We start from the raw sequence: 26,664 nt of genomic DNA on the forward strand, positions 1-26,664 counted from the left end.
TCTTCACTTGCGGTGACACAATATTCCCTACATTTTCTTTCTTTACTTGCGGTGACACGATATTCCCTACGTTTTCTTTCTTTACTTGCGGTGACACAATATTATCTTTTTTCGTTTGCGGAGAAATGATGTTATTAGGTTTCATTTTAGTAATTTGAGGAGCAATTAACTCGCTTCCTTTTTTAATTACATCTGAAATTTTATATTCTTTTTTCGCTTTTATTGGTGGTTGCGGTGGCTGTGGTAATACATTTACCGAGAACTTTGTGTTTTCTTTTTCTGCTGGTTTTTGTTTTTCTATAACAGGTGGTTTTTGAATAACAGACGGTTTTTCTATTTGAATTGGCTTTTCTTTTTGCACTTCTTTTTGTGGCTTTACCTGTACCTCTTTTTGCGGTTTCACTTGCATTTCCTTCTGTGGTTTTACCTGTACTTCTTTTTGCGGCTTCACTTGCATTTCCTTCTGCGGTTTTACTTGCACTTCTTTTTGTGTTTGTTGCATAGCAGGCTGCTGTGTAATTGGCGCTGATTGATACGTAACTTCTTCTTCATCTTCTATTCCAAGTGGAGTTGGCGTTGCTGCAAATTCTTTTTGTTGCACTTCTTTTACGTATTGTTTTGGAGGTGCTGAGCCTGCACCAGCATGTTGTTTTACGTGAACGCTGTTTGATGGTACTTTAATTTTCATACCTGGCATGATTAAATCTGGATTACTGAGTTGTGTATTTGTTTGTTTCAACGTATCAAAATCCACTCCGTACTTTTTCGCAATTTTCCAAAGGGTATCCCCTTTTTGCACGATATGAATTTTCAAATTTTCCCCCTCCTGTATAACTTATCTATAAGTAACAAATCTCATGAAGTAACTCTTTCTACATAACGTTAACTTCTTTTCACTTTCATCACTTCTTCGATTTTCAATATCATTTGAAGTGGAATAAACATAAAAAAATCACAATGATTTCTTCAAAACAATGTATGCCCATTTCGTTCTCGTTATGATTACATGTATGAAAAAAAGCAACGGGAATCCCGCTGCTTCACACACGCTCTAACATACGATTTAATGCAAGAACCGCTTCTTCGGTCACTTGTTTATCTACGCTAATAACGTTAATTTCTTCTCCTCTTTCTACCGTTTCAAGCACCCATAATAAGTGCGGCAGATCAATTCGGTTCATCGTTAAACACGGACACATAAATGGATTAAGTGAAACAATTTCTTTATCTGGATGTTGTTGAATAATTCGGTTCACTAAATTCATTTCTGTACCAATCGCCCATTTACTGCCGGATGGAGCCGATTCAATCATATCAATAATGTATTTCGTTGAACCTGCATAATCCGAAGCAGCTACAACTTCATAGCAACATTCCGGATGTACAATAATATTCATATCAGGATGTTTTTTCCGTACATTCTCAATATTTTTCACTGTAAAGTTTTGATGAACCGAACAATGCCCTTTCCATAAAACCACTTGAATTTCTTCTATATCTCCATCGTATTCTAATGAATCTGTATACGGGTCCCATACTGCCATTTTATCTAACGGGATACCTAAATCGTAAGCTGTATTTCTTCCTAAATGTTGATCCGGTAAAAAGACAAGACGCTCTTTTTGTGTAAACGCCCAAGATACCATTTGTTTTGCATTAGAAGAAGTTACTGTTGCTCCGCCATTACGACCGCAAAACGCTTTAATTGCAGCTGTAGAGTTAACATAAGTTAACGGAATCATCGTATCTCCAAATAATTTCGTGAGCTCTTTCCACGCTCTTTCTGTTTGTTCGATATCTGCCATATCTGCCATCGAACAACCTGCGCGCATATCTGGCAAAATAACGATTTGATCGTCTGTCGTTAACATATCTGCTGTTTCTGCCATAAAGTGCACACCACAAAATACAATATATTTTGCTTCATTATTACTCGCTGCAACTTGCGCAAGCTGAAGTGAATCTCCTGCTGCATCAGAAAATTGCACTACCTCATCTTTTTGGTAATGATGTCCTGGAATAAATAGTGATTTCCCCATTTTTTCTTTAATTGCACGAACACGCTTTTCCATATCTTCTGTTGTCATCGTGTAATAACGCTCTGGTAACATCGTTTCAATCGGTTGTACGTTTTCTAAAATACTCATATTCCTTTCTCCCCCTCTAAGCCACTTTCCTTACGCCTCAATATTGAAACTAATATCAAGTGCTTTCACTGAATGTGTTAACGCTCCAAGTGAAATATAATCTACCCCTGTTTTTCCGTATTTCGATAAATCTTCAATTGTAATGCCTCCTGATGCTTCCGTAACGATGGCACTTGGTACAATCTTCGAAAACTCCCGAATCTCATCTGGCGTACGGTTATCAAACATAATAATATCCGCACCAGCAGCTACTGCTTCTCTCACTTGTTCCTCTGTTTCTGTTTCCACTTCTACTTTCACCATATGTCCTAATTTTTCTTTCACCGATGTAACAGCTTTCGTAATAGAACCAGCAAAAGCAATATGATTGTCTTTAATCATGACACCGTCATATAAACCGAAACGGTGATTAAATCCGCCTCCGCATACGACTGCATACTTATCAAACATACGTAGCCCCGGCATCGTTTTTCGCGTATCACAAATGCGTGTATGGCTGCTATCTAAAGCAAGAACAGCTTTATGTGTCATTGTCGCTATCCCGCTCATACGCTGGATAACGTTTAAGATAACGCGCTCTGCCGTTAATAACGATGCGATTGGCCCTTGGACAGTTGCAATTATTTCGCCTTTTTCTACAAGATCTCCATCTTTTTTATGAAGCTCCACTTCAATTCTCTCATCAATTAATGTAAAGCCTTCTTCAATTACTAAACGCCCCGCGAAGACACCTGTATCCTTCGCAAGAAACGTTCCTTTTGAAAGTAAATTGTCTGGAAAAATAAGCTGAGATGTTACATCTCTTTCTCCTATATCTTCTAGAAAAAATCGATTTAATGCTTCTTTCACTTTTATCGTGTTCACAAATACCCTCTTCCCTTCATCACACAAATTGTAGTTTTCTTTTCACTCGAACAATCTCTTTTTTTTCGCTGTTTCTATGTGGATAATCACTTCGATAATGACCACCAATGCTTTCTTCTCTTTGCAAAGCTGATACGACTATAAGCTCACAGACTGTTAACATATTAATAAGCGTTATCTCTTCATTTGTAAGAGCGCCATGTTGTAATATCATATTTCGAACACCGTACTTACTAAGCCATCTCTTTGCATAAGATAAACTTTGCTCTGTTCGCACAATCCCAACATATTTCATCATGCATTCTTGTATTTCTTCTTTCGCCGGCAAATGATTCAAAACGATAAACTTCTTTTCCTTCTCAGCTAGTTTGTTCAATCTGTCTTTTGCCGCTTTCGTTAAAATATGTTGTCCTATTCTTTTTCCAAACACAAGACCTTCTAATAACGAATTACTTGCTAGCCTATTTGCTCCATGAACACCGTTACAAGCTACTTCACCGACCGCATATAAATTTGGAATGGACGTCTCTCCATCACCGTTCGTTTTCACGCCACCCATATGAAAATGAGCACCGGGTACGACCGGAATACGTTTTTCGTTTATATCGACACCATTCTTTTTACACAATGATGATACAGTCGGAAAACGCTCTTCGAAATTTCGAATAGACTCGATATTTACATACACTTGTTCACCCGACAAAAGCTGTTCATGAATCGCTCTTGCTACTACATCGCGCGGCGCGAGATCATGATCTGGGTGTATATCCATCATAAAACGCTGCCCTTTTCCATTTATAAGGACAGCTCCTTCACCACGGACAGCTTCAGAGACGAGACCGCAGCAACGCCCGTTCGCGTATAACATTGTTGGATGAAATTGTACAAACTCTAAATCTACGAGCTCCCCGCCTGCGCGGTACACCATCGCGAGTCCATCACCCGTAATTGTCTTATCGTTAGAAGTAAAGGCGTATAAACCGCCAATCCCACCTGTTGCTAACACCGTACAATCTGCAACGTAACGCTTTAACTTCCCTTCACTAGTTCTTGTTAAAACTCCAACACATTTCTCATTTTCTATAATAAAATCGAGCACCATTTCCTGTTCCACTACCGTAACGTGCGGAGCTACGTCTTGAATGAAATGCTCTAATACATTCTTTCCTGTTGCATCGCCACCTGCATGTAAAATACGACGCTTTCGATGTGCGCCTTCTTTTCCAAGATGAGGACCCGTTTCATCTCCATCAAATTTCATTCCATTTTTAATGAGAGTATTCATTTCTTTCGGCCCTTCCTCGACTAAATAACGGACCACATCTTCATTGTTATAATGACATCCTGCTACTAATGTATCTTCAAAGTGATCATCTGAATTGTCATATGTAGCAACCGCTGCGGCAATTCCACCTTGCGCCAAATATGTATTATTATTAAGGTTTGTTTCCTTTGTGATAATAATCACATTCTTTTCGTGGCAAATCTCTTTCGCAACACGAAGTGCCGCAACACCACTTCCAATAATTAAGACATCTGCACTTGGCATAATTGTTGCCTCCTACTTTACACTTTTCAACTGTCTTGACATCTATATTTACATAGTTTTAAAATAATGACAAGAGTTTTTTTATAATTCTTATTTTCAACACCATTTAAAAAATACGAGAAATGTAACTCTTACTAGAGAGAGGAACTTACAGGATGATATATCTTGACTATGCAGCTACTACACCTATGAGCGGGGAAGCATTACAAACATATATGAAAGCAGCATCGCAATACTTCGGAAACGAACAAAGTTTACACGATATTGGAGGAACAGCCTCTTCTTTATTACAAGTTTGTAGAAAAACATTTGCTGACATGATCGGTGGAAAGGAACAAGGGGTATTCTTCACGAGCGGCGGGTCAGAATCGAACTATCTTGCAATTCAATCCCTTCTCAATGCCCAAAATAAGAAGCATATTATTACGACACCTATGGAACATGCATCCATTCGAAGTTATTTTCAATCTCTAAAATCACAAGGCTATACGATTACTGAAATTCCTGTTGATAAAAGTGGACTCATTCGTTTAGTAGATTTAGAAACAGCTATTACAGAAGATACTGTTCTAGCAAGTATACAGCACGGAAACTCTGAAATTGGAACCGTTCAAAATATCGCAGAAATCGGGGCGTTTTTAAAAAAATATAACATTTTATTTCATTCAGATTGTGTGCAAACATTTGGTAAGCTTTCTATCAATGTTTTTGAGATGGGGATTGATAGTCTTTCTGTTTCAGCACATAAAATATACGGACCAAAGGGTGTTGGTGCTTGCTATATAAATCCACAAGTTCGCTGGGCACAAATATTTCCGGGAACTTCTCACGAAAAAGGGTTTCGCCCAGGTACAGTAAACGTTCCTGGCATCGCATCTTTTTTAACAGCTGCTGAGAATATATTAAAAAATCAACAAGAAGAAAGCTTACGTTTTAAAGAGTTACGATCCTACTTTTTAGAGCGATTGCAAACACTTCCTCTAGAAATTCAAGTAGAAGGTCATTCTACTTCTTGTTTACCACATATTATTGGGGTTACAATAAAAGGAATAGAAGGTCAGTATACAATGCTAGAATGTAATCGCCGCGGTATTGCCATTTCCACGGGAAGTGCTTGCCAAGTCGGTAAACAAGAACCTTCAAAAACAATGCTTGCAATTGGAAAAACGTATGAAGAGGCAAAACAATATGTCCGCTTCTCTTTCGGACAACAAACAACGAAGGATCAAATTGATACTACTATTCATGCACTACACACAATTGGAAATCAATTTTATAGAGGTGTTAAATCATAATGAAACAAAATGAACAAAAAAAGATTTTAGGTGAAGAAAGACGACAGCTTATCCTTCAGTGGCTTCTAGCTGCAAATGAACCGTTATCTGGGAATGAACTATCGAAAAAAACGAACGTAAGTAGACAAGTGATCGTGCAAGATATTTCCTTGCTTAAAGCAAGAAACGAACCAATTATCGCAACTGCCCAAGGATATTTATATTTAAAACCACAAGAGAAACAACAAGCTTTCGAACGCGTAATTGTATGCCAACATAAACCAGCAGAAGTACGTCAAGAACTTACAATGCTTGTTGACCACGGCGTTACGATTAAAGATGTAAAAGTTGAGCATCCTGTATACGGTGACTTAACAGCATCTATTATGGTAAGTAATCGCTTTGATGTAGAGCAATATTTACAAAAAATCGAAAACACAAATGCTTCCTATCTATCGCAATTAACAGATGGTATTCACTTACATACAATTGAAGCAGATTCTAAAGAGAAGTTAGATGCTGCTTGTGAGGCTTTAGATAAAGCAGGATTTCTCGTTTATTAATGTAAAGCACAGAGTTTTTATCATTCTCTGTGCTTTTTTAATGCTATAATATTGTAATCAATTGTAAAGGAGATCAAATATGGGAATTGAACTCGTTCACTTTAGCATCGGCAAACCGAAACAAATGAAATATAGCGAAGATAAAGAAATGATAACAGGTATATGTAAAGAACTTGCAGAAGAAGCTTTCCTCTCAAAAGATGGATTTCGTGGGGATGATGTAGCGGATTTAAAACACCACGGGGGACCTGACCGCGCAGTTTGTGTGTACCCACACGAACATTACGCACTATGGGAAGAAGAATTTCAAACTACGCTTCCAGCTTCCACATTTGGCGAAAACATTACCGTAACAAATATGTTAGAGCGTGATGTTTGCATCGGAGATACATATCAACTAGGTGAAGCAATCATTCAAGTGACACAAGCTCGCGTACCTTGTAGCACAATTTCAAAACGTCTTGGCATCCCCGGCATACTGCCGCGCATTGTAGCAACTGGATTTACCGGCTACCTATGCCGTGTTCTTCAAGAAGGTACTGTACGTAAAGATTCAAAAATTACATTACTAGAACGTCCACCGAGCAATGTTTCTGTATTGTTCTCTAACGAAATTTATTTTCATAATAGAAAAGATAAAGATGCTATTGAAAAAATTCTTGCTGTTCCAGAACTAGCTGATGTTTGGCGTGGTCAGTTAGAAGAGCGTCTTGCAAAGTTAAAATAAAGAATCCCACCATTTATAGGTGGGATTTTATTTATCTATCAGACGGTATACTAGCAACTGATATCATATCGACTTAACTACAAAACACTCTCTCTTACAACCAATAAGAAGAATAACTCCCCAGCACAGTAACAGAAAAACCAAGTGCTTCAAGTTCCATTGTTACGCCTGGCAATAATACATCATCATATGCTTTATCGACATCGATTAAGAAAAAGTAATTTCCAAGTCCTGTTTTCATCGGGCGAGATTCGATTTTTGATAGATTTAATTTTCTCCATGCGAAAGCTGATAACACTTGATATAACGCTCCTGCATAATCAGCAGGTAACGTTATCATAAGCGTCGTTTTCTCTCCGCGGTTTTCTCCGTTATTTGAGAGTATTGCTTTCTTTTTCTTATGGAGCACGAGGAAGCGTGTATGATTATTTTTATGCGTATGAATGCTACGCCTTACAATCGTTAATCCGTATTTTTCTGCAGCTGCTTCATTTGCAATGGCAGCAATTTTTTCTTCAGGGTGCTCTTTTACATATTGCGCAGCAGCACTTGTTGATGTCATATCTCGGACAGTTACCCCTTTTAATTCTTCATTTAAAAACTTATGACATTGTGCAATAGCGTGCGGATGAGAATGCACTGCATATACTTCTTCCCACACTTCTGCATACTGCGGATGTACAAGTAAATGTTGCTGAATGGGTACCGTAATTTCTCCTACAATAGAAAGTGGTTGCTCATGTACGAGGTAATCAACTGTTATATTCACTGAACCTTCTATGGCGTTTTCTAGTGGTACCACTGCATAATCTACATTTCCATTTGCAGCTGCATCAATGCAGTCTGGAATCGTTCGATACGGTACATGCTCTGCTTCCGGAAAAAAACGACTCACCGCCATATTTGTAAATGTTGCTTCTGGTCCTAAATATCCTACTCGAATCATCGTCTTTTCCCCTCTTTTTCGTTTTCTTACTGTTATACCATACTTTTTTATATTCTTCTATGTAAATTACGAATATTAAAAAAAGACTAGCGTTCGCTAGTCTAAATGTTTCCTATATTCTCTTTGAGCGAAAAAGAAATACACGATGCATGCAGCGATATAACACAGAATAAACAAGCCTACTTTTCTTAATGAACCATCCATAAAGAGCGTATTATGAAACGTATATAACGCAACCGCACTATGCATACTCCCCACTATAATTGGCGCAAAAAATAGCATACACAATTGCCAACGGGAAATCTTCCATACTTCTTCCTTCGTCATTCCCAGTTTAGAGAGTGCCCCGTACTGCTTTCTATCCGATGAAATGTTATGAAACCATTTAAAGTATACGATGCTACATGATGTAAGGAAAAATAATATACTAATGAATGAGCCTAGAAATAGAGTAATATCACCGAACGATTTCATATTCACATATAACTCCATATTACTTCGAAATGCATGATCTTTATCTTGTTTCATATGTTTCCGTAAATCTTCATTTAATTCTTTCGTATTTTCGATATTTGGTAATGTATAGCCTCTATAAATCATTTTTTCAGAATCAGGAACCTTATTTGCTATACTGTCAAAGTCTTCATCATTCATGACGAAGAACAGACCGTTAATGTGCGAAGGATGATAGTTAAATTGTATCCCTTCCTTTTGACCGTTAAATACGAATGAATATGTTTGATTCATTACTTGTAGTTGAATCTCTTTTTGATCATATATATACGGATGATTGTATTTACTATAATAAACAAGTGTAACTGTTCCTTTTTTAGGATGATACGTTTTCTGTTTTTGTTTTCTTGCCTCTTGATTGTACTCACTTTCCTTTATAAGCGGCGCTACTTCTGTTTCTCCTTTATTGGACTGAAAAGATGCATACACTCCAACAAAACTCATAGATTGAAAATCATTATACCCATATTGATGCAATAATTGTTCAATCGTACCTTCCGCAAAGACTTCATGAGAAGAAATACCTTTTTCTATGTAAGAAAGTGAGTGCACTCCTCCGCCCCGCCACATATCTTGCATACCAGAAAAATATAAGAACACCGTACCTGTTGCCGTAACTACAAACGTCGTTGCCATCGACATTAGAAAGAAAAAACGACCATTTTCCTTCATTCGATGTGACAATTGATTCACTATAAATAAGTACGGATATGTATACATAATCTTTTTATTTCGTTTTATCACTTCTATTATTTGAGCAGTGCCGTGTGTAAAAGAAAAATACGTTCCGAAAAAGACAAATATAGAAACAGGAAAAAAGTATAACGCTATCGTTGGCATCGTCGCTTGTAACGCTAACGTATATCCTATCCCTAAACAAATAAAGCCGAATATACAAAGCCACATTGATGTTTTCTTCTCTTTTTTATCCGGTCGAAATTCTTTCAATAACCGAATGATTTTTATATTCCATATTCGTAAAGCACTTATAAAAGATAAGACAACAAATACGACCATATACGCAATAAACGTTCCCCCAATTGCTCTCACGTCAAATATAACAGGGAGTTCTTTCGGAAGCCCTAGCAACATACTAAACACCATGAAGAAGAGCTTTAAAAAGATCATACCAAGCCCAATCCCGAAAATATTAGCAAATACCCCAATCAACATTTGCTCGGTCATAATCACTCCTATTACGTTAGATTTCGTTGCTCCCATTAACATATATAACCCTAATTCTTTCTTACGCGCTTCTATGAAAATAGAAGTAGCGTACAAAATAAATATGACGAAAAAAGAAATGATTATAACATTACATATAATAAGTCCCCAGCGTACGTTTTGATACCACATCGTCTCCTGCATATACGGATGTACAATGACAGACATATATGCAAAAGACGCAAATATCGCAAAACAACTACTTAAGAAAAACACTTTATAATTACGCCAATTCCCTTTTATATTTTGCAGCGCTAGTTGCCGAATGTTCATCTATCGTCCCCCTATAACTTACTACATAGGCAAAAAGCTAGAGGTTTCTCTAGCTTTGCACGTGTTTCAAATATCCTCTTTGCGCGATTATAAAGTAAATCGCAGAAGCTATAACGTATGCTCCAATTACAATCGCACCTGATTTCCATAAATCGAGATAAAGCATTTTCCCTAACGTATGAAGAGCAAATCCACTATGAATGGCACCGATTACAATTGGGATAAAGAAGATAACACCCATTTGTCGAATTGCAATTTTACGAATTTCTTTATCTGTCATACCGATTCTCTTTAACGATTTAAATTGAATACGATCTTGTTCTTTATCGTTAAACCATTTAAAGTATGTCATACTACAAGCGAAGAAGAAGAACAGTACAGCTACAAAGAAACCGATAAACATTGTAATTGCTCCTGATTCCCTTATATTTTTATAAGCGAGCACTGAGTTGTTTAGTTCCCCTTGTTTATCTGGTACAATTTCCTTTTTCAAATCTAACACAAGGTCTTCCGTACTTTTCCAGTCTTCTATATAATAACCGTAATATTTCGTCTTTTCTTCATCTGGTACGAGCTTTGCATATTTCTCAAAATCTTGATCATTCACAATGAGATATTCACTATCATTAAAAACAGAAAATGAAGTTGGCTTATTCAGTTGAACAGACTGCGTTTGTCCGTTAATTTTAATTTCATATGGTTTCGCAAGATCTATCTTCATCATATCGTTCGCCATATCCATTATGACCATCGTTGCACTACCTGGTGCATTATGAACTTCTCTAACTTGCTCTCTCTTTTGTTTACGTACTTCAGCGTTATATTCTTTTTCTGAAACAATCGCCATTGGCACTTCATGTTCACTGTTAAACATCGTGATTTTTTGAGTTCCAGGAAGTTTTACGTACGTTACTTCTCGCGCATCTTCAAACCCGTGTTTTTTTATTAATTCTTTTGTTTTTCCTTCTTTGATGACATTATGCGTATGAATGCCTTTTTCCTCATACGAAATAGCATGCGGGGTACTAGTTACTGCCTTATAACTCATATCCTCAAAAAATACGTACAGTGTACCAACTGCTGAAGATACAACGGCCGTAATGATAGAAATTACAAATAGAAAACGAGCATTATCTTTCATTTTATAAACAAGATTGCTAAGTACGAACATATTTGGATATGTATAAAAAGATTGTTTTCGTTTTTGTAACGCCTTTAATACGACTGTACTACCTTGTGTAAATAGTAAATAAGTTCCGCCTATCGTCAACCCTACAATCGGTAAAAACAGAATGATAAAATTCATAAATGTCACTTGGAAGCTAAGTACATATGCAACAATAATACATCCTATACCAACTACACATAACCATGTAAATGCAAAAGGTTCTACTTTTTGTTTTCTTGCTTCTCTTAATAAATCAATAATTTGCAAGCGCCCTACTGTCCAAACGCTAAACAATGATAGGATTAAAAATAGGATAAAGTATACACCCGCTGTAATCAAAACTGCTTTACTATTCCATACGAGTGGAAGTGTTTTATCTATTTTCAATATTACACTTAATGCTTGGAAAAATAATTTTGAACAAAGCATACCAAGCCCAATACCCACTACAATGGCAATGCTACCTAACATAAGCTGCTCTAATATAATCATCCGGCCAAGTTGAGATTTTGTTCCACCTATTAATGTTAATAGACCAAATTCTTTTTTCCTTGCTCGTAAAAATGTTGAATTTGCATATAAAATAAAGAGTGCTGAGAAGATGACTACGATATAATTCATCGATTCTAACCCTTTTGAGATCATCTCCCTCATACTAATATTACCGCTTACGACATCTGGATGATAAATGAAGGAAGCATACATAAAAAATACGACAATCGATAAACAGCTACTAATAAGGAAAGCTTTATAATTACGCCAATTTCCTTTTACATTACTAAGCGCGAGCTGGCGAAAGTTCATGATATTCTCCCCCTAGCATCGCAAGTACGTCCAGAATTTCTTGGAAAAAGGCTTGCTTCGTTCTTCCTTTATGTATTTCTGAGAAAATTTCTCCGTCGCGAATGAAAAGAATACGTTCGCAATAACTCGCCGCTACTGGATCATGCGTTACCATTGCAATTGTCACTTTCTTTTGTTCATGTAAATCTTGCAACGCACTCATTAATGATTTCGCTGACTTCGAATCTAAGTTTCCAGTTGGCTCATCCGCTAAAATTAACGTCGGTTCATGAATGATCGCTCTCGCTGCTGCTGCACGTTGTTGCTGTCCGCCTGATACTTCATATACTTTTTTATTTAAAATTTCTTCAATATTTAAGAACTTTGCAATCTCAAGCACTTTTGCATCGATTTCATTTACAGATTTCTTCGCCATGACAAGTGGTAAAATGATATTTTCTTTAATCGATAACGTATCAAGTAAGTTAAAATCCTGGAAAATGAATCCTAAATGTGTACGACGAAACTCCGCTAATTTTGCAGCACGCATTTGATTAATTTCTTCGCCATTTACAAGCACATGACCCGAAGTTTGCTTATCAATTGTTGCTAATAAATTTAAAAGCGTTGTTTTTCCGCTTCCTGAAGGACCCATAATCCCTACAAATTCGCCTTCTTCTATTTTAAAATTTATATTGTTTAAAGCAGTCGTCGCTACTGAACCTTTCGATTGATACACCTTCGTTAATCCTTTTACTTCAAGAACACTCATTTCTAATCCCCCTATGTGTTTTCTTCTTACATTTACTATAAGAAAAATAAGAAAAAGAAACGAGCGATTTCCCTTACAAAATGTTTTGTTATCTTACAGTTTTGTCATTTTTCTCATTAATGTATGATATTCTTCATCTTTTGCAAATTGGAACGTGAATGTTGTCCCTTCCCCTTCAGCCGATTGCACATAAATACCGTGATGTAAATTATCGCAAATTTCTTTCGTAATATATAAGCCCATTCCAGTCGCTTCTCTCGTTTTACGGCCATTTATCCCCGTAAAGAATGGATCAAATATACGCTTTACATCTTGCTCTGGAATACCAATTCCATTGTCCTTAATATGTAATAACACTTTTTGATCTTTTTCTTCAATTTGAAATTGAATTTCCTTTTTCTCTGCCTTTGAAATTTTTGTATACTTAATCGCGTTTACAACAATTTGACCTATAGCAATGCTCAGCCATTTTCTATCAGATGCAACCATACAAGTATCTTCCTCAAACATTACTTTCGGGAATACAGACGATTGAATAAAGGATTTTCGATTTTCATTAATAATACCTCGAATGATATCTATCACATTTACTACTTCTACTTTATAATCTTTCGCAAACTGCTCTAACCTTGCCATATGTAACGCTAAATCTAAACCATTTAGTATACGGTTATTTTCTTCACGAATACTTTCAACTGTTGCTCTTGCTTCACGATGTTCTTTACCAAACTTCTGTAATAACAATTCTATAACCGAGACTGGTGTTTTCATTTGATGAATCCATTGATTCATAAATATCATTTGCTGCTGTTCTTTCGCATGTTGTTTATGAACTTCATTCATATATTGCTGTCTTAATAACGTAAACGATTCAACGACCATCTCTTCTTCTGATGTATAAGAAGTATCAATAAGTAAAGAATCGTGTAATGTATTTCCGCTGGCAACATATTTTTCAATTCTTTTTAAAAACACACTTCGTTTTCGATAATCGTAAATGAGGTATACGATAAATACAACTGTTCCTAATAAAAGTCCATATAACCACGTACTCCAATCAATGGATCTCTTTTCTAAAAGACTTTGCAACTGCAGTACAAGCCCAAATAAACAAAGGCTAACAATGTAAGAAAGAATTAAAGAAAAGCGGTCCATGAGGTATTTTTTAACCTTCATGCCCTTCGCCCCACTCTGTAAGAAGTGCATAACCATATCCACGCTTCGTTACAATTGCATTTTTAATGCCTAGCTCCTCTAGTTTCTTCCTTACGCGTTTTACATTTACGGTTAATGTATTATCATCAACAAAAGCTACCTCATCCCATAGGGCTTCTAACAGTTCTTCGCGCGTTACATATTGATTTGCTTGTTTCATTAAACACTCTAATAAGTAAAATTCGTTTTTTGTCAGCTCCGTTTGTTGCCCTTGCCACTCAACAATGTGCTGGGATGGAAATAACAACAATCCATTTACACCTAAACAATCACTCTCAGCGACAGATGCATACTCACCATAGCCACGGCGTAGCGCACTTTTCACCTTTGCCATTACAATATCTAAATGAAATGGCTTCGTAATGTAATCATCTCCACCATTCTCGATCGCCATTACTTGATCCATTTCCCCTGTTCTTGCAGAAACAAAAATAATTGGCGCATTCGATACAGTACGAATTTGACGACACCAATAAAACCCATCAAAATATGGTAAATTAATATCCAGTAATACGAGATGAGGATTTATTTTCACGAACTCATCTTTTATATGACGTAAATCACTTGCTCTAAATGATTGATAGCCATACCTTTCTAAATGTTCCTCTAATATTCCCGCTATTTTTTCATCATCTTCTACAATTAATATTTTATACATGTTCATTTTCTCCCCACAAAAAATTCTTCCAAAACCGCTCCTTGTTCTATTATAAATTGAAAATTTAATTAGTGGGTATTTTTTCCTGTGCGAATCAGACTTTTACAATATAAAAAAGACTGCCATATTTCGGCAGTCTTAGTCGATAAATTCAAATTCATATTCAAGAATTTTTACAATATCTCCATCTTTTGCACCACGTGCACGAAGCGCTTCATCAATACCCATTCCGCGCATTTGACGAGCGAAACGACGTATAGACTCATCACGTGAGAAGTCTGTCATTTTGAATGTTTTCTCAATATCGTAACCAGAGATAACAAACGTACCATCACTTTCACGTGTAATTTCAAATTTAACACCTTCAGTATCAAATTTGTACATTACACTTGTGTCAGACTCATCCGCAACTTGATGTATTGGGAATTCTGGTGTTGTCTCGATTAAGTTCGCTACTTCAAACAGTAAGTCACGAACACCTTGTTTCGTTACAGCTGAGATTGGGAAGATTTTTACTTCGTCTCCCACTTTCTCTTTAAAGCCTTGTAAGTTCTCTTCTGCATCTGGCATATCCATTTTGTTTGCGACAACAACTTGTGGACGCTCAGTTAAGCGAAGATTGTATTCTTTTAATTCATTATTAATCGTTACGTAATCTTCATATGGATCACGGCCTTCTAAACCAGACATATCAATAACATGCACGATTACACGCGTACGCTCAATATGACGTAAGAATTGGTGTCCAAGTCCAACGCCTGCATGTGCGCCTTCAATTAGTCCAGGAAGGTCAGCCATAACAAAGCTGCGGTTATCACCAGTTTCAACAACACCAAGATTTGGAACGATTGTTGTGAAGTGATACTCTGCAATTTTCGGACGTGCTGATGATACAACAGATAATAATGTAGATTTACCTACACTTGGGAATCCAACAAGTCCAACGTCTGCTAGCACTTTAAGTTCTAGAATAACATCACGTTCTTGACCTGGTTCCCCGTTCTCAGCGATTTCTGGCGCTGGGTTCGTTGCTGTTGCAAAACGTGAATTACCACGGCCACCGCGGCCACCTCTTGCGATTACAGCTGTTTGTTCATGCGTTACTAAATCAGCAAGAATTTGACCTGTTTTTTCATCTTTTACTACTGTTCCTGGTGGAACCTTTACGATTAAATCTTCAGATTTACGTCCGTGCTGTCCTTTACTCATTCCGTGCTGACCACGATCAGCTTTGAAATGACGTTGGTAGCGGAAGTCCATTAATGTACGTAAGCCTTCCTCAACAACGAAAACAACATCTGCACCTTTACCACCGTCGCCGCCTGCTGGGCCACCTTTAGGTACATACTTCTCACGACGATACGCAACCATTCCGTTACCACCGTCGCCGCCTTTTACATATATCTTGACCTGATCTACAAACATTATTTCACCACACTTTTTTCGATTGGTTGTAATATAACTGAGACTTCTTCGTCTCGTACTGTATAAGAAATGGAATACCATTTATTGTTTTGGTTCGCAAGCCAATTCTGTAGTTCTTCTACACTCGTTAGCTTACCACGAAAATCAAAAAAGAAACGAGCATTCTCCGCGTCACATTCAATTGTGATACAAACATAATTTTCAACATATACGTCTAAACTATGCTGAAGCATTGAGAAAAATTGATTCGTCCATGTACATACAGTCTCATCTAAGTGAGATAAGTTATGTAATTTCCCTAATACTTCGTACTCCAATAAGCACGGCTGCTGTTTCCAATTATATGTTAAAATCCACTCTGAAAATAAAGGCATTGATAGCCCTATCAGATTGGATTCTTGTCTCGCTTCTTGGACAAAACGATCGATGAGACTATGAATCTCTTCCACTTTTCCAAGGGAAAGGTTTCCTTTCACCATCTGCATACGATTGAGCCAATCATGTCTTGAATGGCGCAATGCATCTATAATTGTCCATTTTTCATTCATTTAGATACCCCTTAATATAGAAAAACTCTAACCTGCACTCAGGTTAGAGTTTTCCGTGAGTTCTTATGCTTCTTGAGCAACAGGATATACGCTCACTTGTTTGCGGTCACGGCCAAGACGCTCAAAGCGTACTACGCCGTCAACTTTCGCGTATAAAGTGTCATCGCCACCACGACCAACGTTAACACCTGGATAAATTTTTGTACCGCGTTGACGGTAAAGAATTGAACCACCTGAAACCGTTTGACCATCTGCGCGTTTAGCACCAAGACGTTTTGACTGAGAGTCACGACCGTTCTTTGTACTACCTACACCTTTCTTAGATGCGAAAAACTGAAGATCTAATCTTAACATACGTTACACCTCCTGCACTTTTTCTATTAAACGGATATACTTTCCGTAATCAAGTTCGATCGTCTTAAGCGAAACAACCAATCCTTCTAAAAGCGTTTGTGCTTTTTCTGCTGCATGAACGTCTAAATCATTAGGCAATTCATACGTTAAGAATCCACCATCACTTCCGAGTTCAATAGTTGCCTGCACATTACAAAGTTCTTCCACTGCATTTATAGAACCAAACACAACCGCTGTAGTTCCAGCACAGACAAGATCTTGTCCATGTGGCGCATAATCGGCATGTCCAGTCATTTTAAATGATTGGATACGTCCTAATTTCGTGCGACTTATCGTAATTTTAATCATGTTAACCTGGATTAAGCGTTGATAGCTTCAACAACTAGCTTAGTGTAAGGTTGACGATGACCTTGTTTCTTACGATTGTTCTTTTTCGCTTTGTATTTGAAAACGATAATTTTCTTAGCGCGACCTTGTTTTTCAACTTTCGCAGTAACTGTTGCACCTTCTACAACTGGGCTACCAACTTTAACGTTTTCGCCACCAACGAAAAGAACTTTGTCAAAAGTAACAGTTTCACCAGCTTCAACATCTAATTTTTCAATGTAGATTGCTTGACCAGCTTCAACTTTAATTTGTTTTCCACCTGTTTCGATAATTGCGTACATACTTGCACCTCCTCTTAATTACTAAGACTCGCCAAAAACGAGGTAGACATAAATGTCTTTAGGGAACCTGTCTTGTGCGGTTGTAGCATATAGCCGTTTAGGTGCTATAAACTATAACATAAAGATGTTATCATGAATCATAGACGGTTGTCAATAAATGTTCTACTAACTATTTTTTCCGTTCTACAATTTCTTTTTTGCTTCCAAAACGGACAATTGCATACTTTTCGATCATATCATCTTTGAAATAAATTTCAAATGGAATATTTTTTTGTAATTCTTTTTGCAAAAATTGTTTTTGCAATTCTTTAGATGCAGCGATTAATACTGCCTCATCCTCTATATTACCATATGTGATTAACTCTCTCTCTAACTCATACGCAATTGTCTCATACGACATCACATACCCCGTCGCTTTGCACGGTACACATTCTTCTAGTAATACGTCGCGTAAAGAATGTTTTTTACGTTTACGTGTCATCTCCAAAATCCCTAACTCTGTAAACCCAAGTACTCTCGCATATGTGCGATCATTTTGCATAGCAGCCATGAGACACTCTCTTACCTTTTCTTTATCTTCTCTTCTTTTCATATTAATAAAGTCAATTAATATCATACCACCAATGTCACGCAGTCTTAATTGACGTGCAATCTCTTCAGCTGCCACTTCATTTGTACGAAGGACTGTATCTTGTAAATTCTGTTTTCCAGTAAATTTGCCCGTATTTACGTCAATTACAGTCATCGTCTCCATTTGTTCCACAATTAAATACGCACCGTTCGGGAGCCACACAATTTTCTGAAGTGCTTTCTCGATCTCACGCTCTATTCCAAAATGGCTAAACATTGAAGACTTTTCATTATAAAAAGATACTTTTTCTTTTCCAACTTTTTCTTCTAATTCTTTTACTATACTTCTTGTATCTACAACTACTTTTTCAATCGTTTCAATGGGATTCTCTTGAAATACACGATCTAAAAAGGTGGCCGGTCGATGAAGTAGTAATGGTGCCTTTCCTTGTCCCTCTTTTCTTTTTAACTCTTCATATAACTGCTGTAACCTTTGCATTTCAGCCTGTATTTCTTCAATTTCTCCTTTTTCAGAAGCAGAGCGGAAAATATAACCTCCTGTCCCTTCTACCTCAATTTGGAGTAGCTGTTGCCTTCTTTTATTGTTTTTTATTTTCCGAGAAACGGCACGCATTTCATCATATGGCATATAAACGACATATTTCCCGGTAAATTCTATGTTCGCTGTCAATTTCGGCCCTTTCGTATCAATTGCCTCTTTCACAACTTGTACGAGTACTGCTTGCCCTTCATGTATACGATAGGAAGATGGTACATCATCATATGAAAGATACGCATGCTTTTCTAAACCGATATTTACAAATGCAGCATTCATTCCAGCGATTGTTCTTACGATACGTCCAACATAAATATGCCCAACAATCTCTTGTTCTTCATTTCGTTTCCATAAAAACTCAACAATTTTTTTCTTCTCTTCAATTGCAACGCGTTTTTCCGACCCCGAGTAGTTCATATATAACGTTTTCAAAATTCTTTCCTCACTTTATAATCTTCTTTGCTTTTACAATAATAAAAGGTTAGTGCTATCGTCAACACTAACCGATTAATTCTTCAACAGATGAAGTTGTTCGTTTTTCAGTAAAATACGCATAAAGCAATTCATTTTCATCCAATGTGTAATGTTCTTTATATTTTCCATGGACGATAATAGAGTGCTTATACCCTCTACGAAATTTTGTGAATATCTTATATAAATGATCTTCTGATTGCACTTCAATAGGTGCAATCTTTTCAATTCCTCTTTTGTTCCCATAATAACGTTCTAATAAAAAACGCATAAAGGCATACCGTCTTTGTTTCCATTCTTGATATAACGACACCGCTAAAAATAGGAGTAGTACCCACATCATAATATTGTTACTATTCCAAAGTAGCTGCCACACTAGTATTACACTAAAAAAAACACATGATAATTTCATCATCTTTTCATGTGCTTGTAAATAAGGAAAACGATATGATAATACGTTAAACAATACTTTCCCGCCATCAAGTGGCCAAATAGGTAGTAAATTAAATGCTAATATAATTATATTATTCCACATAAAGAAATAATATAAATCCGCATGAAGCCAACTAGCTTCAAACAACATATAGCCTACCGCCATCATCCAAATATGTTGAATAGGTCCTGCAATTACGACAACAAGCTCCTCTTTCAATGACTTATTCCCATGTTCCTCAAGCTCAGCTACACCACCAAACGGTAAAAGTTGAATCTTTTTGATGCGCCAATTATAGTGTGCCGCTGCAAAAGCATGCCCAAGTTCATGGATAAGAACGATACAAAATAACAATAGTAACTCTTTAAAACGTGCTGTAAAAATACCAATGACAATAATAACCCAAAACAACGGATGCACTGAAATCTTCGTTAAAACCTCTCTATATTTAATCAAATGAAATCACCTGAATCGGGTCAATAAATTTTTCATTCTTTTTTATTGCGAAATAAAACTTACCATTTTTATCGTTTGTATCATTACTCACCGTTCCAATTTTTTGTTTCTTTGAAACGTAATCATATAATTTCACTGACATGTCATTTAAATTTGCATACCACGACTCCGTTCCATCTGCATGCTGAATTTGAACTGTATTACCAAGTTCCTCTTTCTTGCCTGCAAAAACAACTAGCCCTTCATTCACTGACTCAACAGTTGCATTTGTAGCCGTTTGAACAAATACACCTTGGCCATTTTTTTGAAACCCTTGCATCACCTTTCCGGAAGCAGGAATTGCATAATCTTTTTGTTGAATGGTTCCTTCTTTTTTCTCAGTAGGTGAATAAAATACAAGCGGTTTTCCAAACTGCTTTTCGTACCATTTCGCTACAGTAGCAAACTGAAATTCTTCTTTCATCACTTTTTCTGTAACAGCTTTAGCACCGTCGAAAGAAGAAGGTGCATTCTTATATAAAATAGCGACAGAAAGAACTAATATTGCTGATAACAAAATTTTGAAGAAAAATACTTCTTTTCGAAATAAAGGATGAATTTCCTTTTCTCCATCTTCAATAAATACTGTTTCACTATCAAAATTCCCTCCAGCAAAATACTGCTCTTCCTCCATCCTTTCTTGCTCTGCCTTCCTTTTCGCAATCCTTTTTTTAATTTCTTCGACACGTCTATTCTTCATACTGTCTCCTTTCTTTCGTTAAGCTAATTTAAATAGAAACAGTTGTATACAGTTTGTACATATGTATGAGCTAAGAAAGGAAGATATTCGTGTGAAGAAAAAAGAAAGCACTTCGCATATATGCGAAGTGCTTTTAACGGATTCCAAAAAAGTTTTTCACCTTTGTAAATACCGATACTTTTTCTTGCTCAAATGCTTGCAATGGTACATTCTCACCCAACAAGCGTCTTGCAATATTACGATAAGCTAACGCTGCTTTTCCGCTCGGTTGCAACGCTACAGGTTCACCTGTATTTGTAGCACGAATAACTTCATCATCATCTTCGACAACACCAAGAAGCTCGATTGACAATGTACGTACGATTTCATCAACATCTAACATATCCTGCTCATGAAGCATATGACTACGCACACGATTAATAACAAGTTTTGGTGGTTCAATATCCTCTTTTTCTAAAAGCCCGATAATACGATCCGCATCGCGCATTGAGGATACTTCTGGCGTCGTAACAACGATTGCTTTATCCGCACCAGCTACCGCATTTTTAAATCCCTGCTCAATCCCCGCAGGACAATCAATTAATATGTAATCATAATCTTGACGTAATACTTGTATTAATTCATCCATTTGTTCAGGTGTTACCGCTGATTTATCACTCGTTTGTGCTGCAGGTAATAAATAAAGATCATCAAAACGCTTATCTTTAATAAGCGCCTGAGGTAAACGGCAACGCCCTTCAACGACATCAACAAGATCAAATACAATACGATTTTCCAGCCCCATTACTACGTCTAAGTTTCGAAGACCGATATCTGTATCAATTAAGCACACTTTTTTTCCAGATAACGCTAGGGCTGTACCAATGTTCGCAGACGTTGTAGTTTTACCTACTCCGCCTTTTCCAGATGTAATTACTATTGCCTCTCCCACAGCTATACAATTCCCCTTTCTAACTTTGTTAAATTAGGTCTAAGATGAGTGAGAAGTTGCAGTCGATCGACAACAATGTGATTGTTCTCATTAATATACGCACATTCTGCCGCCTCCGCTCCGTCTTCTTTCTCTTCCGGAGCCCGCATTGCCACATCACTAATTCGAAGTTGCATCGGGTTCATAACAGATGCGGCGATTACAGCATCCGAATCCCCATAATACCCTGCATGCGCAATTCCTCTTAATGATCCTACGACAAAAATATTCCCCCCAGCGATAACCGTTCCGCCTGGATTAACATCTCCAATTAACAATAAATTTCCTTTTACATGTAAAACTTGTCCAGAGCGAACAATTTTGGAAATAGGGACAATTTCTGTTTCTTCTTTCCAAGCTATTGCTTCTGCTTTAGTTATAACATCACTTTCAATCGAATCCACAACGAGATTCTTTTTATTACGAATTAACGTACGAATCTCTTCTTGTTGGACTTCTGTTAAATAACGATTTCCCACTTTCACATGCACTTCAATTAAAGAGCGTCCATCACCATCATAGTAATGTGTAGAAAGCTTTTCATCCAATTCTTTCAGTAATTCAGAGAATGAACAACAATCATCTAAATGAAGCGTTATTCCGTCTTTTGTCCCTTTTATTGTTACATTGTGTTGCTTTTTTTCTTCCACTAAAGTTCACCCCACCGATTCAATTCGACATAAAATTAGAAAATCCTTTTTTCTTTTTCTTCCATCGCTTTTGAAAGACGCACTAAATATCGTCTCAGTGGGAAACAAACTATCAATAAGAAAATTGCATTTAGCAATAAAGTAGAAAGGAGACGATCCGTGAAAAAGACATACGCCGACATATGAGTACGTCCTAACAAAGTTAAAAATCCATACACATAATACTCTAATGCTACAATGCTAGCTAGTACGATAGAAGCAACAATAAATAAATTCAATTGTAGTACCTTCATCACACTATAAACTAAATAAGCTAAAATCGGATACGCAAAAATATATATACCGACAAGTTCTGTGTATACGGTATCAAATAAGAAACCAAATAATAGTCCGTAATAAATCCCTTGGACCGGACTATAGTAAACAGTAACAAAACATAACACAATTATAAAGAAATGAGGTGCTGCTATACTGTCTTTCCAAAAAACCTCTGTTGGCACAATAGTAGCAAACATATTTTCAAATAGAAAAACAAAAAGGAGCAAAAGAGGAAGAGCTGCTCTTTTTAAAATCTTCATCATCTCTTCTCCCCCTCCTATTCTAATGGCGCTGAAGGCGTATCGCGTTTAGTAACCATAATATGCTCTACGTCATTCAAATCAGCGGCAGGTTTTACATAAGCTGTTTTTGTTAAACCGTATGGATCTGGCTGAACATCAACGATAGTTCCAATTACAAGACCTTTCGGGAAAATATCACCGAGTCCAGATGTTACAACTAGTTGATCGGTTTTTACCTCGGCATCAGAACCAATCTTTGTGAAAAGAAGTAAGTGCTTTTCTTTATCGTAACCTTCAATCAATCCAAAGATTTTCTCATTTCCTTGTACGATAGCAGAAACACGATTTGTTCGGCTCATAGAGCTTAGCAATTCTACTGATGATGTAAACTGAGATACACTTTTCACTCGTCCAACTAAACCTTGTGAAGTTACTACAGCCATATCTTTTTTAATTCCTTGCTGTGCTCCTTTATCAATTCCAATTAAATCGTACCATTTATCTGGATTACGAGAAACAACAGTCGCTGGAATTTCAGTATAACCGCTATTCAACTTATCTTTACCCGTTAACTCTTGTAGTTTCTTTTTATCATCTTCTAATTGTTTTACTTTTCCTGATAGTTCTGCATAATTATCTAATTTTGCTTTTAATTCTTTATTTTCTTCATACGTGCGCTTTACATCCTCTACATTTTCGAAGAATCCAGCTACGTATTTCGCTGGCTTTTGGAATACACGTTCTACAACACCGACAGTGTCTTTAACAAACTGCTCTGGCCATGTTAAACTGTTCCGTTCTTTCAATGAGATTCCAATCAATGCCACGAGAAGAATAATACTAACTAACAAAACAATTAATCTTTTGTTTAAGAAAAACTGTGGCACGTTCACACCCTCTTAATTTCATTGATTTTTATTTTGCAATATTATCGAGCAGCAGTTTTGAAAAGATCGATATTGTCTAATGCTTTACCTGTTCCAATTGCTACGCAATCTAATGGATCTTCCGCAACAAGAACTGGCATATTTGTTTCTTCACTAATCACTTTATCTAAATTACGTAGCAATGCTCCGCCACCTGTTAATACGATACCACGGTCCATAATATCTGCCGCTAATTCCGGTGGAGTTTTCTCTAACGTATTTTTAACAGATTCTACAATTGCATCTACTGTATCTTTTAATGCATCTGCAATTTCTTCTGGCTGAATTAGTACTGTTTTTGGTAAACCACTTACTAAATCACGACCGCGAATTTCCATAGGCTCGATACCTTCTGGCTCGCCTGCAGAACCGATTTCTAATTTTAATGCTTCAGCTGTTCTTTCACCAATCATTAAGTTGTAGCTTTTCTTAATGTACTGAATGATTGAATCGTCCATATCATCACCAGCAACACGAACTGATTGACTTGTTACAATACCACCTAAAGAAATGATTGCAACTTCTGTTGTACCACCACCGATATCAACAACCATGCTACCAGTTGGTTCCCAAACAGGTAAGTTTGCACCAATTGCTGCTGCAAACGGTTCTTCGATTGGATAAGCATCACGAGCACCCGCTTGACGAGTCGCATCGATTACTGCACGTCGTTCTACAGCTGTAATACCAGACGGTACACATACCATTACGTATGGTTTACGTGAGAAGAATCCATTTGATTTTTGAGCTTGTTGAATGTAGTATTTCATCATTGTTGCTGTCGTTTCGTAATCAGCAATTACACCGTCTTTCATCGGGCGAAGTGCCACAACGTTTCCTGGTGTACGACCAATCATTTGTTTTGCATCGCTACCTACAGCAACGATTTGTTTCGTATCAGTTTGTAACGCTACTACTGAAGGTTCACGTAAAACTACACCTTTTCCTTTTACATATACAAGCGTGTTCGCAGTTCCTAAATCTATTCCAAGATCGCGAGTAAAGCCACCAAATCCAAACATATTATTTATCTTCCTTTCTTGTTTTCACGGACTCATTTTTTCTTACTTTATATTATAAAAACAGTACGTTTTTTATATCTTTATCCTTTTTGTAGATAAATTTCTACAAAAAACTCATAAATCACATTATAAAACAAAATAAGTAAAAAGCATAGTCTTAAATATGACCTTTTTCCTTTAAACTCACGAATTTATGGTCGCCTATTATAATATGATCAAGCACTTCAATTCCGATAATCTGGCCGCATTGTACTAACCGTTTTGTTACTTCAATATCTTCTCGGCTCGGCGTGGGGTCTCCTGAAGGATGGTTATGAAGGCATATGATAGAGGCTGCTGCACGACGGAACGCTTCTTTAAAAACTTCCCTTGGATGTACAATGGATGTGTTTAAACTGCCAATGAAAATCGTTTGCCTATGTATAACTTGATTTTTTGTGTTCAAATATAAACATACAAAATGCTCCTGCTGCAGGAAGCGCATTTCTTCCATCATATATCTCGCACAATCTTCTGGACTTCGAATACTGTATCTATTTTGATATTCTAAACGTACCATTCTTCTACCGAGTTCAAAAGCAGCTATAAGCTGGGCTGCCTTTGCAATCCCAACACCATGTATACTAACAAGCTCTTCTAACGTTGCATCTTTCAACATACGTAAACCATCAAAGTGATGTAAAATTTTATCTGATAACTTTAAAACTGTTTCTTCTTTAGAACCCGTTCTTAGTAACACTGCAAGAAGCTCCCGATTCGATAAACTTCCAGCTCCTTCTAACAATAAACGCTCCCGTGGCTGTTCTTCTTTGACAACATCACGAATACCGTTCATTTCTCCACCCCTTTATTTGTTCTCTCAAAGAAAATCCCATGCAATTTTACGCATGGGTTATATCAATATTAAATTGTTTTAATTCCCGAACAAGACGTGAAATTGGTAAACCGACTACACTATAGTAATCCCCTTGAATATGTTGAACAAAAATAGATCCTTTACCTTGAATTCCATAACTTCCTGCTTTATCAAGAGGCTCTTTCGATGCAACGTATACGTCAATTTCCTCTTCTGTTAATTCCCAAAACGTAACTTCTGTACGCTCGTAAAAAGTAACTGTTTTGTCTTTTGTTATAATTGCAACACCAGTATACACTTCATGTGTTTTCCCTGATAATAATTGCAACATTTCTTTCGCCTCAGCCTCACTAGAAGGCTTTCCAAGAATACGCGATTCATATGTAACAATTGTGTCTGCACCTAGCACAATATGATCACTGTTATTTTCTGCTACTGCAGATGCTTTTTGCAGGGCAAGGGACATAACAATATCCGAAGGTGATGAGTAGGCACCAATCGTTTCTTCTACTTCACTTACAATGATTTCAAATGGTACATCCGCTAACTCAAGCAGTTCCTTCCTGCGAGGTGACCCTGATGCTAAAATAATTTTTCTCATATTTTCTCCTTCCTTTCTCATATGAAGCAGAATTATTTACATCAATCGTATCAAAGGAATAGTTTGTCCACAAATGAAAGAAATATTATTTTCTCTAAACAAAATAATACTTTTTACTAAAATACGATTATATTCCTCCCATTGAGAAAGCACTTTGCTCTAAATTCAAAAGAAAAGAAAGAA

At 36.8% G+C, this 26,664-nt stretch carries 27 protein-coding genes, 1 pseudogene and 1 other annotated feature; of the genes and pseudogenes, 3 read left to right on the forward strand and 25 right to left on the reverse strand.

Annotated features, from left to right (window positions below; genetic code table 11):
* From exsA to nadB, 4 genes and pseudogenes are all read right to left on the reverse strand, one after another.
* Positions 1–814, reverse strand: a pseudogene (exsA, locus tag KI369_RS12680) (spore coat assembly protein ExsA); the annotation flags it as partial.
* 226 nt (positions 815–1,040) lie between these two features.
* Positions 1,041–2,147: a quinolinate synthase NadA gene (nadA, locus tag KI369_RS12685; protein ID WP_212956180.1), complete on the reverse strand. Its 1,107-nt coding sequence runs from the start codon at positions 2,145–2,147 to the stop codon at positions 1,041–1,043.
* A 30-nt stretch (positions 2,148–2,177) separates the two neighbouring features.
* Positions 2,178–3,011: a carboxylating nicotinate-nucleotide diphosphorylase gene (gene nadC / locus KI369_RS12690; RefSeq protein WP_212956181.1), complete on the reverse strand. Its 834-nt coding sequence runs from the start codon at positions 3,009–3,011 to the stop codon at positions 2,178–2,180.
* 19 nt (positions 3,012–3,030) lie between these two features.
* The gene (gene nadB / locus KI369_RS12695) at positions 3,031–4,560 is read right to left on the reverse strand and encodes an L-aspartate oxidase (RefSeq protein WP_212956182.1); all 1,530 of its coding nucleotides are present in this window, start codon (positions 4,558–4,560) and stop codon (positions 3,031–3,033) included.
* A gap of 155 nt (positions 4,561–4,715) precedes the next feature.
* On the opposite strand from nadB, the gene KI369_RS12700 reads away from it, so the two are divergent.
* The 3 genes from KI369_RS12700 to KI369_RS12710 all read left to right on the forward strand — a co-directional run bounded on the left by KI369_RS12700 (position 4,716) and on the right by KI369_RS12710 (position 7,124).
* Positions 4,716–5,855, forward strand: coding sequence for an IscS subfamily cysteine desulfurase (locus KI369_RS12700; protein WP_212956183.1), 1,140 nt, complete (start codon positions 4,716–4,718; stop codon positions 5,853–5,855).
* Positions 5,855–6,397: a transcription repressor NadR gene (locus KI369_RS12705; RefSeq protein WP_000812272.1), complete on the forward strand. Its 543-nt coding sequence runs from the start codon at positions 5,855–5,857 to the stop codon at positions 6,395–6,397. Before KI369_RS12700 ends, KI369_RS12705 begins: the two co-directional genes overlap by 1 nt.
* Positions 6,398–6,476: 79 nt before the next feature.
* Positions 6,477–7,124 carry an MOSC domain-containing protein gene (locus KI369_RS12710; protein WP_212956184.1) on the forward strand — a complete coding sequence of 216 codons (648 nt, stop codon included), beginning with the start codon at positions 6,477–6,479 and terminating at the stop codon, positions 7,122–7,124.
* Between the two features lie 94 nt (positions 7,125–7,218).
* Here the strand turns inward: KI369_RS12710 and pheA are convergent, their stop codons facing one another.
* The 21 genes from pheA to KI369_RS12815 all read right to left on the reverse strand — a co-directional run bounded on the left by pheA (position 7,219) and on the right by KI369_RS12815 (position 26,481).
* Positions 7,219–8,070 (reverse strand): prephenate dehydratase, encoded by an 852-nt coding sequence (pheA, locus tag KI369_RS12715; RefSeq protein WP_087982144.1) that lies wholly within the window; start codon positions 8,068–8,070, stop codon positions 7,219–7,221.
* A gap of 96 nt (positions 8,071–8,166) precedes the next feature.
* On the reverse strand, positions 8,167–10,080 hold the full coding sequence (locus tag KI369_RS12720; protein WP_212956185.1) for an ABC transporter permease: 1,914 nt from the start codon (positions 10,078–10,080) through the stop codon (positions 8,167–8,169).
* A gap of 49 nt (positions 10,081–10,129) precedes the next feature.
* On the reverse strand, positions 10,130–12,052 hold the full coding sequence (locus KI369_RS12725; protein WP_212956186.1) for an ABC transporter permease: 1,923 nt from the start codon (positions 12,050–12,052) through the stop codon (positions 10,130–10,132).
* The gene (locus KI369_RS12730; protein WP_071726566.1) at positions 12,027–12,803 is read right to left on the reverse strand and encodes an ABC transporter ATP-binding protein; all 777 of its coding nucleotides are present in this window, start codon (positions 12,801–12,803) and stop codon (positions 12,027–12,029) included. Before KI369_RS12730 ends, KI369_RS12725 begins: the two co-directional genes overlap by 26 nt.
* Before the next feature lie 93 nt (positions 12,804–12,896).
* Positions 12,897–13,979, reverse strand: coding sequence for a HAMP domain-containing histidine kinase (locus tag KI369_RS12735; RefSeq protein ID WP_212956187.1), 1,083 nt, complete (start codon positions 13,977–13,979; stop codon positions 12,897–12,899).
* The gene (locus KI369_RS12740; RefSeq protein ID WP_063261314.1) at positions 13,969–14,676 is read right to left on the reverse strand and encodes a response regulator transcription factor; all 708 of its coding nucleotides are present in this window, start codon (positions 14,674–14,676) and stop codon (positions 13,969–13,971) included. The genes KI369_RS12735 and KI369_RS12740 overlap by 11 nt, the downstream gene beginning before the upstream one ends.
* A 138-nt stretch (positions 14,677–14,814) precedes the next feature.
* A complete protein-coding gene (gene obgE / locus KI369_RS12745) occupies positions 14,815–16,101 on the reverse strand; it encodes a GTPase ObgE (protein WP_212956188.1) in 1,287 nt (428 codons plus the stop codon).
* A complete protein-coding gene (locus KI369_RS12750) occupies positions 16,101–16,649 on the reverse strand; it encodes a sporulation initiation phosphotransferase B (RefSeq protein WP_001003579.1) in 549 nt (182 codons plus the stop codon). The genes obgE and KI369_RS12750 overlap by 1 nt, the downstream gene beginning before the upstream one ends.
* Before the next feature lie 63 nt (positions 16,650–16,712).
* Complete coding sequence (gene rpmA / locus KI369_RS12755; RefSeq protein WP_000944957.1) at positions 16,713–17,003, reverse strand: 50S ribosomal protein L27; 291 nt, start codon at positions 17,001–17,003, stop codon at positions 16,713–16,715.
* 3 nt (positions 17,004–17,006) lie between these two features.
* Positions 17,007–17,351, reverse strand: a complete 345-nt coding sequence (locus KI369_RS12760) for a ribosomal-processing cysteine protease Prp (RefSeq protein WP_062922764.1) — start codon at positions 17,349–17,351, stop codon at positions 17,007–17,009.
* Positions 17,352–17,362: 11 nt separating this feature from the next.
* Complete coding sequence (gene rplU, locus KI369_RS12765; protein WP_000270907.1) at positions 17,363–17,671, reverse strand: 50S ribosomal protein L21; 309 nt, start codon at positions 17,669–17,671, stop codon at positions 17,363–17,365.
* Positions 17,672–17,685: 14 nt separating this feature from the next.
* Positions 17,686–17,763 (reverse strand) — a sequence feature (ribosomal protein L21 leader region).
* Between the two features lie 77 nt (positions 17,764–17,840).
* Positions 17,841–19,229 (reverse strand): Rne/Rng family ribonuclease, encoded by a 1,389-nt coding sequence (locus KI369_RS12770; RefSeq protein WP_212956189.1) that lies wholly within the window; start codon positions 19,227–19,229, stop codon positions 17,841–17,843.
* Positions 19,230–19,296: 67 nt separating this feature from the next.
* Complete coding sequence (spoIVFB, locus tag KI369_RS12775) at positions 19,297–20,157, reverse strand: M50 family metallopeptidase (RefSeq protein ID WP_212956190.1); 861 nt, start codon at positions 20,155–20,157, stop codon at positions 19,297–19,299.
* The gene (gene spoIVFA, locus KI369_RS12780; RefSeq protein WP_212956191.1) at positions 20,150–20,896 is read right to left on the reverse strand and encodes a M23 family metallopeptidase; all 747 of its coding nucleotides are present in this window, start codon (positions 20,894–20,896) and stop codon (positions 20,150–20,152) included. Before spoIVFA ends, spoIVFB begins: the two co-directional genes overlap by 8 nt.
* Positions 20,897–21,029: 133 nt before the next feature.
* A complete protein-coding gene (minD, locus tag KI369_RS12785; RefSeq protein ID WP_000503311.1) occupies positions 21,030–21,827 on the reverse strand; it encodes a septum site-determining protein MinD in 798 nt (265 codons plus the stop codon).
* A gap of 2 nt (positions 21,828–21,829) precedes the next feature.
* On the reverse strand, positions 21,830–22,516 hold the full coding sequence (gene minC, locus KI369_RS12790) for a septum site-determining protein MinC (protein ID WP_140970256.1): 687 nt from the start codon (positions 22,514–22,516) through the stop codon (positions 21,830–21,832).
* A gap of 35 nt (positions 22,517–22,551) precedes the next feature.
* Positions 22,552–23,097, reverse strand: coding sequence for a rod shape-determining protein MreD (gene mreD, locus KI369_RS12795; RefSeq protein ID WP_060632404.1), 546 nt, complete (start codon positions 23,095–23,097; stop codon positions 22,552–22,554).
* A gap of 14 nt (positions 23,098–23,111) precedes the next feature.
* Entirely contained in the window at positions 23,112–23,963 is an 852-nt protein-coding gene (mreC, locus tag KI369_RS12800; protein ID WP_212956192.1) for a rod shape-determining protein MreC, read from the reverse strand.
* Between the two features lie 41 nt (positions 23,964–24,004).
* Positions 24,005–25,024 carry a cell shape-determining protein MreB gene (gene mreB, locus KI369_RS12805; RefSeq protein ID WP_000466737.1) on the reverse strand — a complete coding sequence of 340 codons (1,020 nt, stop codon included), beginning with the start codon at positions 25,022–25,024 and terminating at the stop codon, positions 24,005–24,007.
* 157 nt (positions 25,025–25,181) lie between these two features.
* A complete protein-coding gene (gene radC, locus KI369_RS12810; RefSeq protein WP_212956193.1) occupies positions 25,182–25,859 on the reverse strand; it encodes a RadC family protein in 678 nt (225 codons plus the stop codon).
* A 46-nt stretch (positions 25,860–25,905) separates the two neighbouring features.
* Positions 25,906–26,481: a Maf family protein gene (locus KI369_RS12815; protein ID WP_212956194.1), complete on the reverse strand. Its 576-nt coding sequence runs from the start codon at positions 26,479–26,481 to the stop codon at positions 25,906–25,908.
* Positions 26,482–26,664: the final 183 nt, after the last annotated feature.

Source organism: Bacillus sanguinis, from assembly GCF_018332475.1.
Taxonomy (GTDB): Bacteria; Bacillota; Bacilli; order Bacillales; family Bacillaceae_G; genus Bacillus_A; species Bacillus_A sanguinis.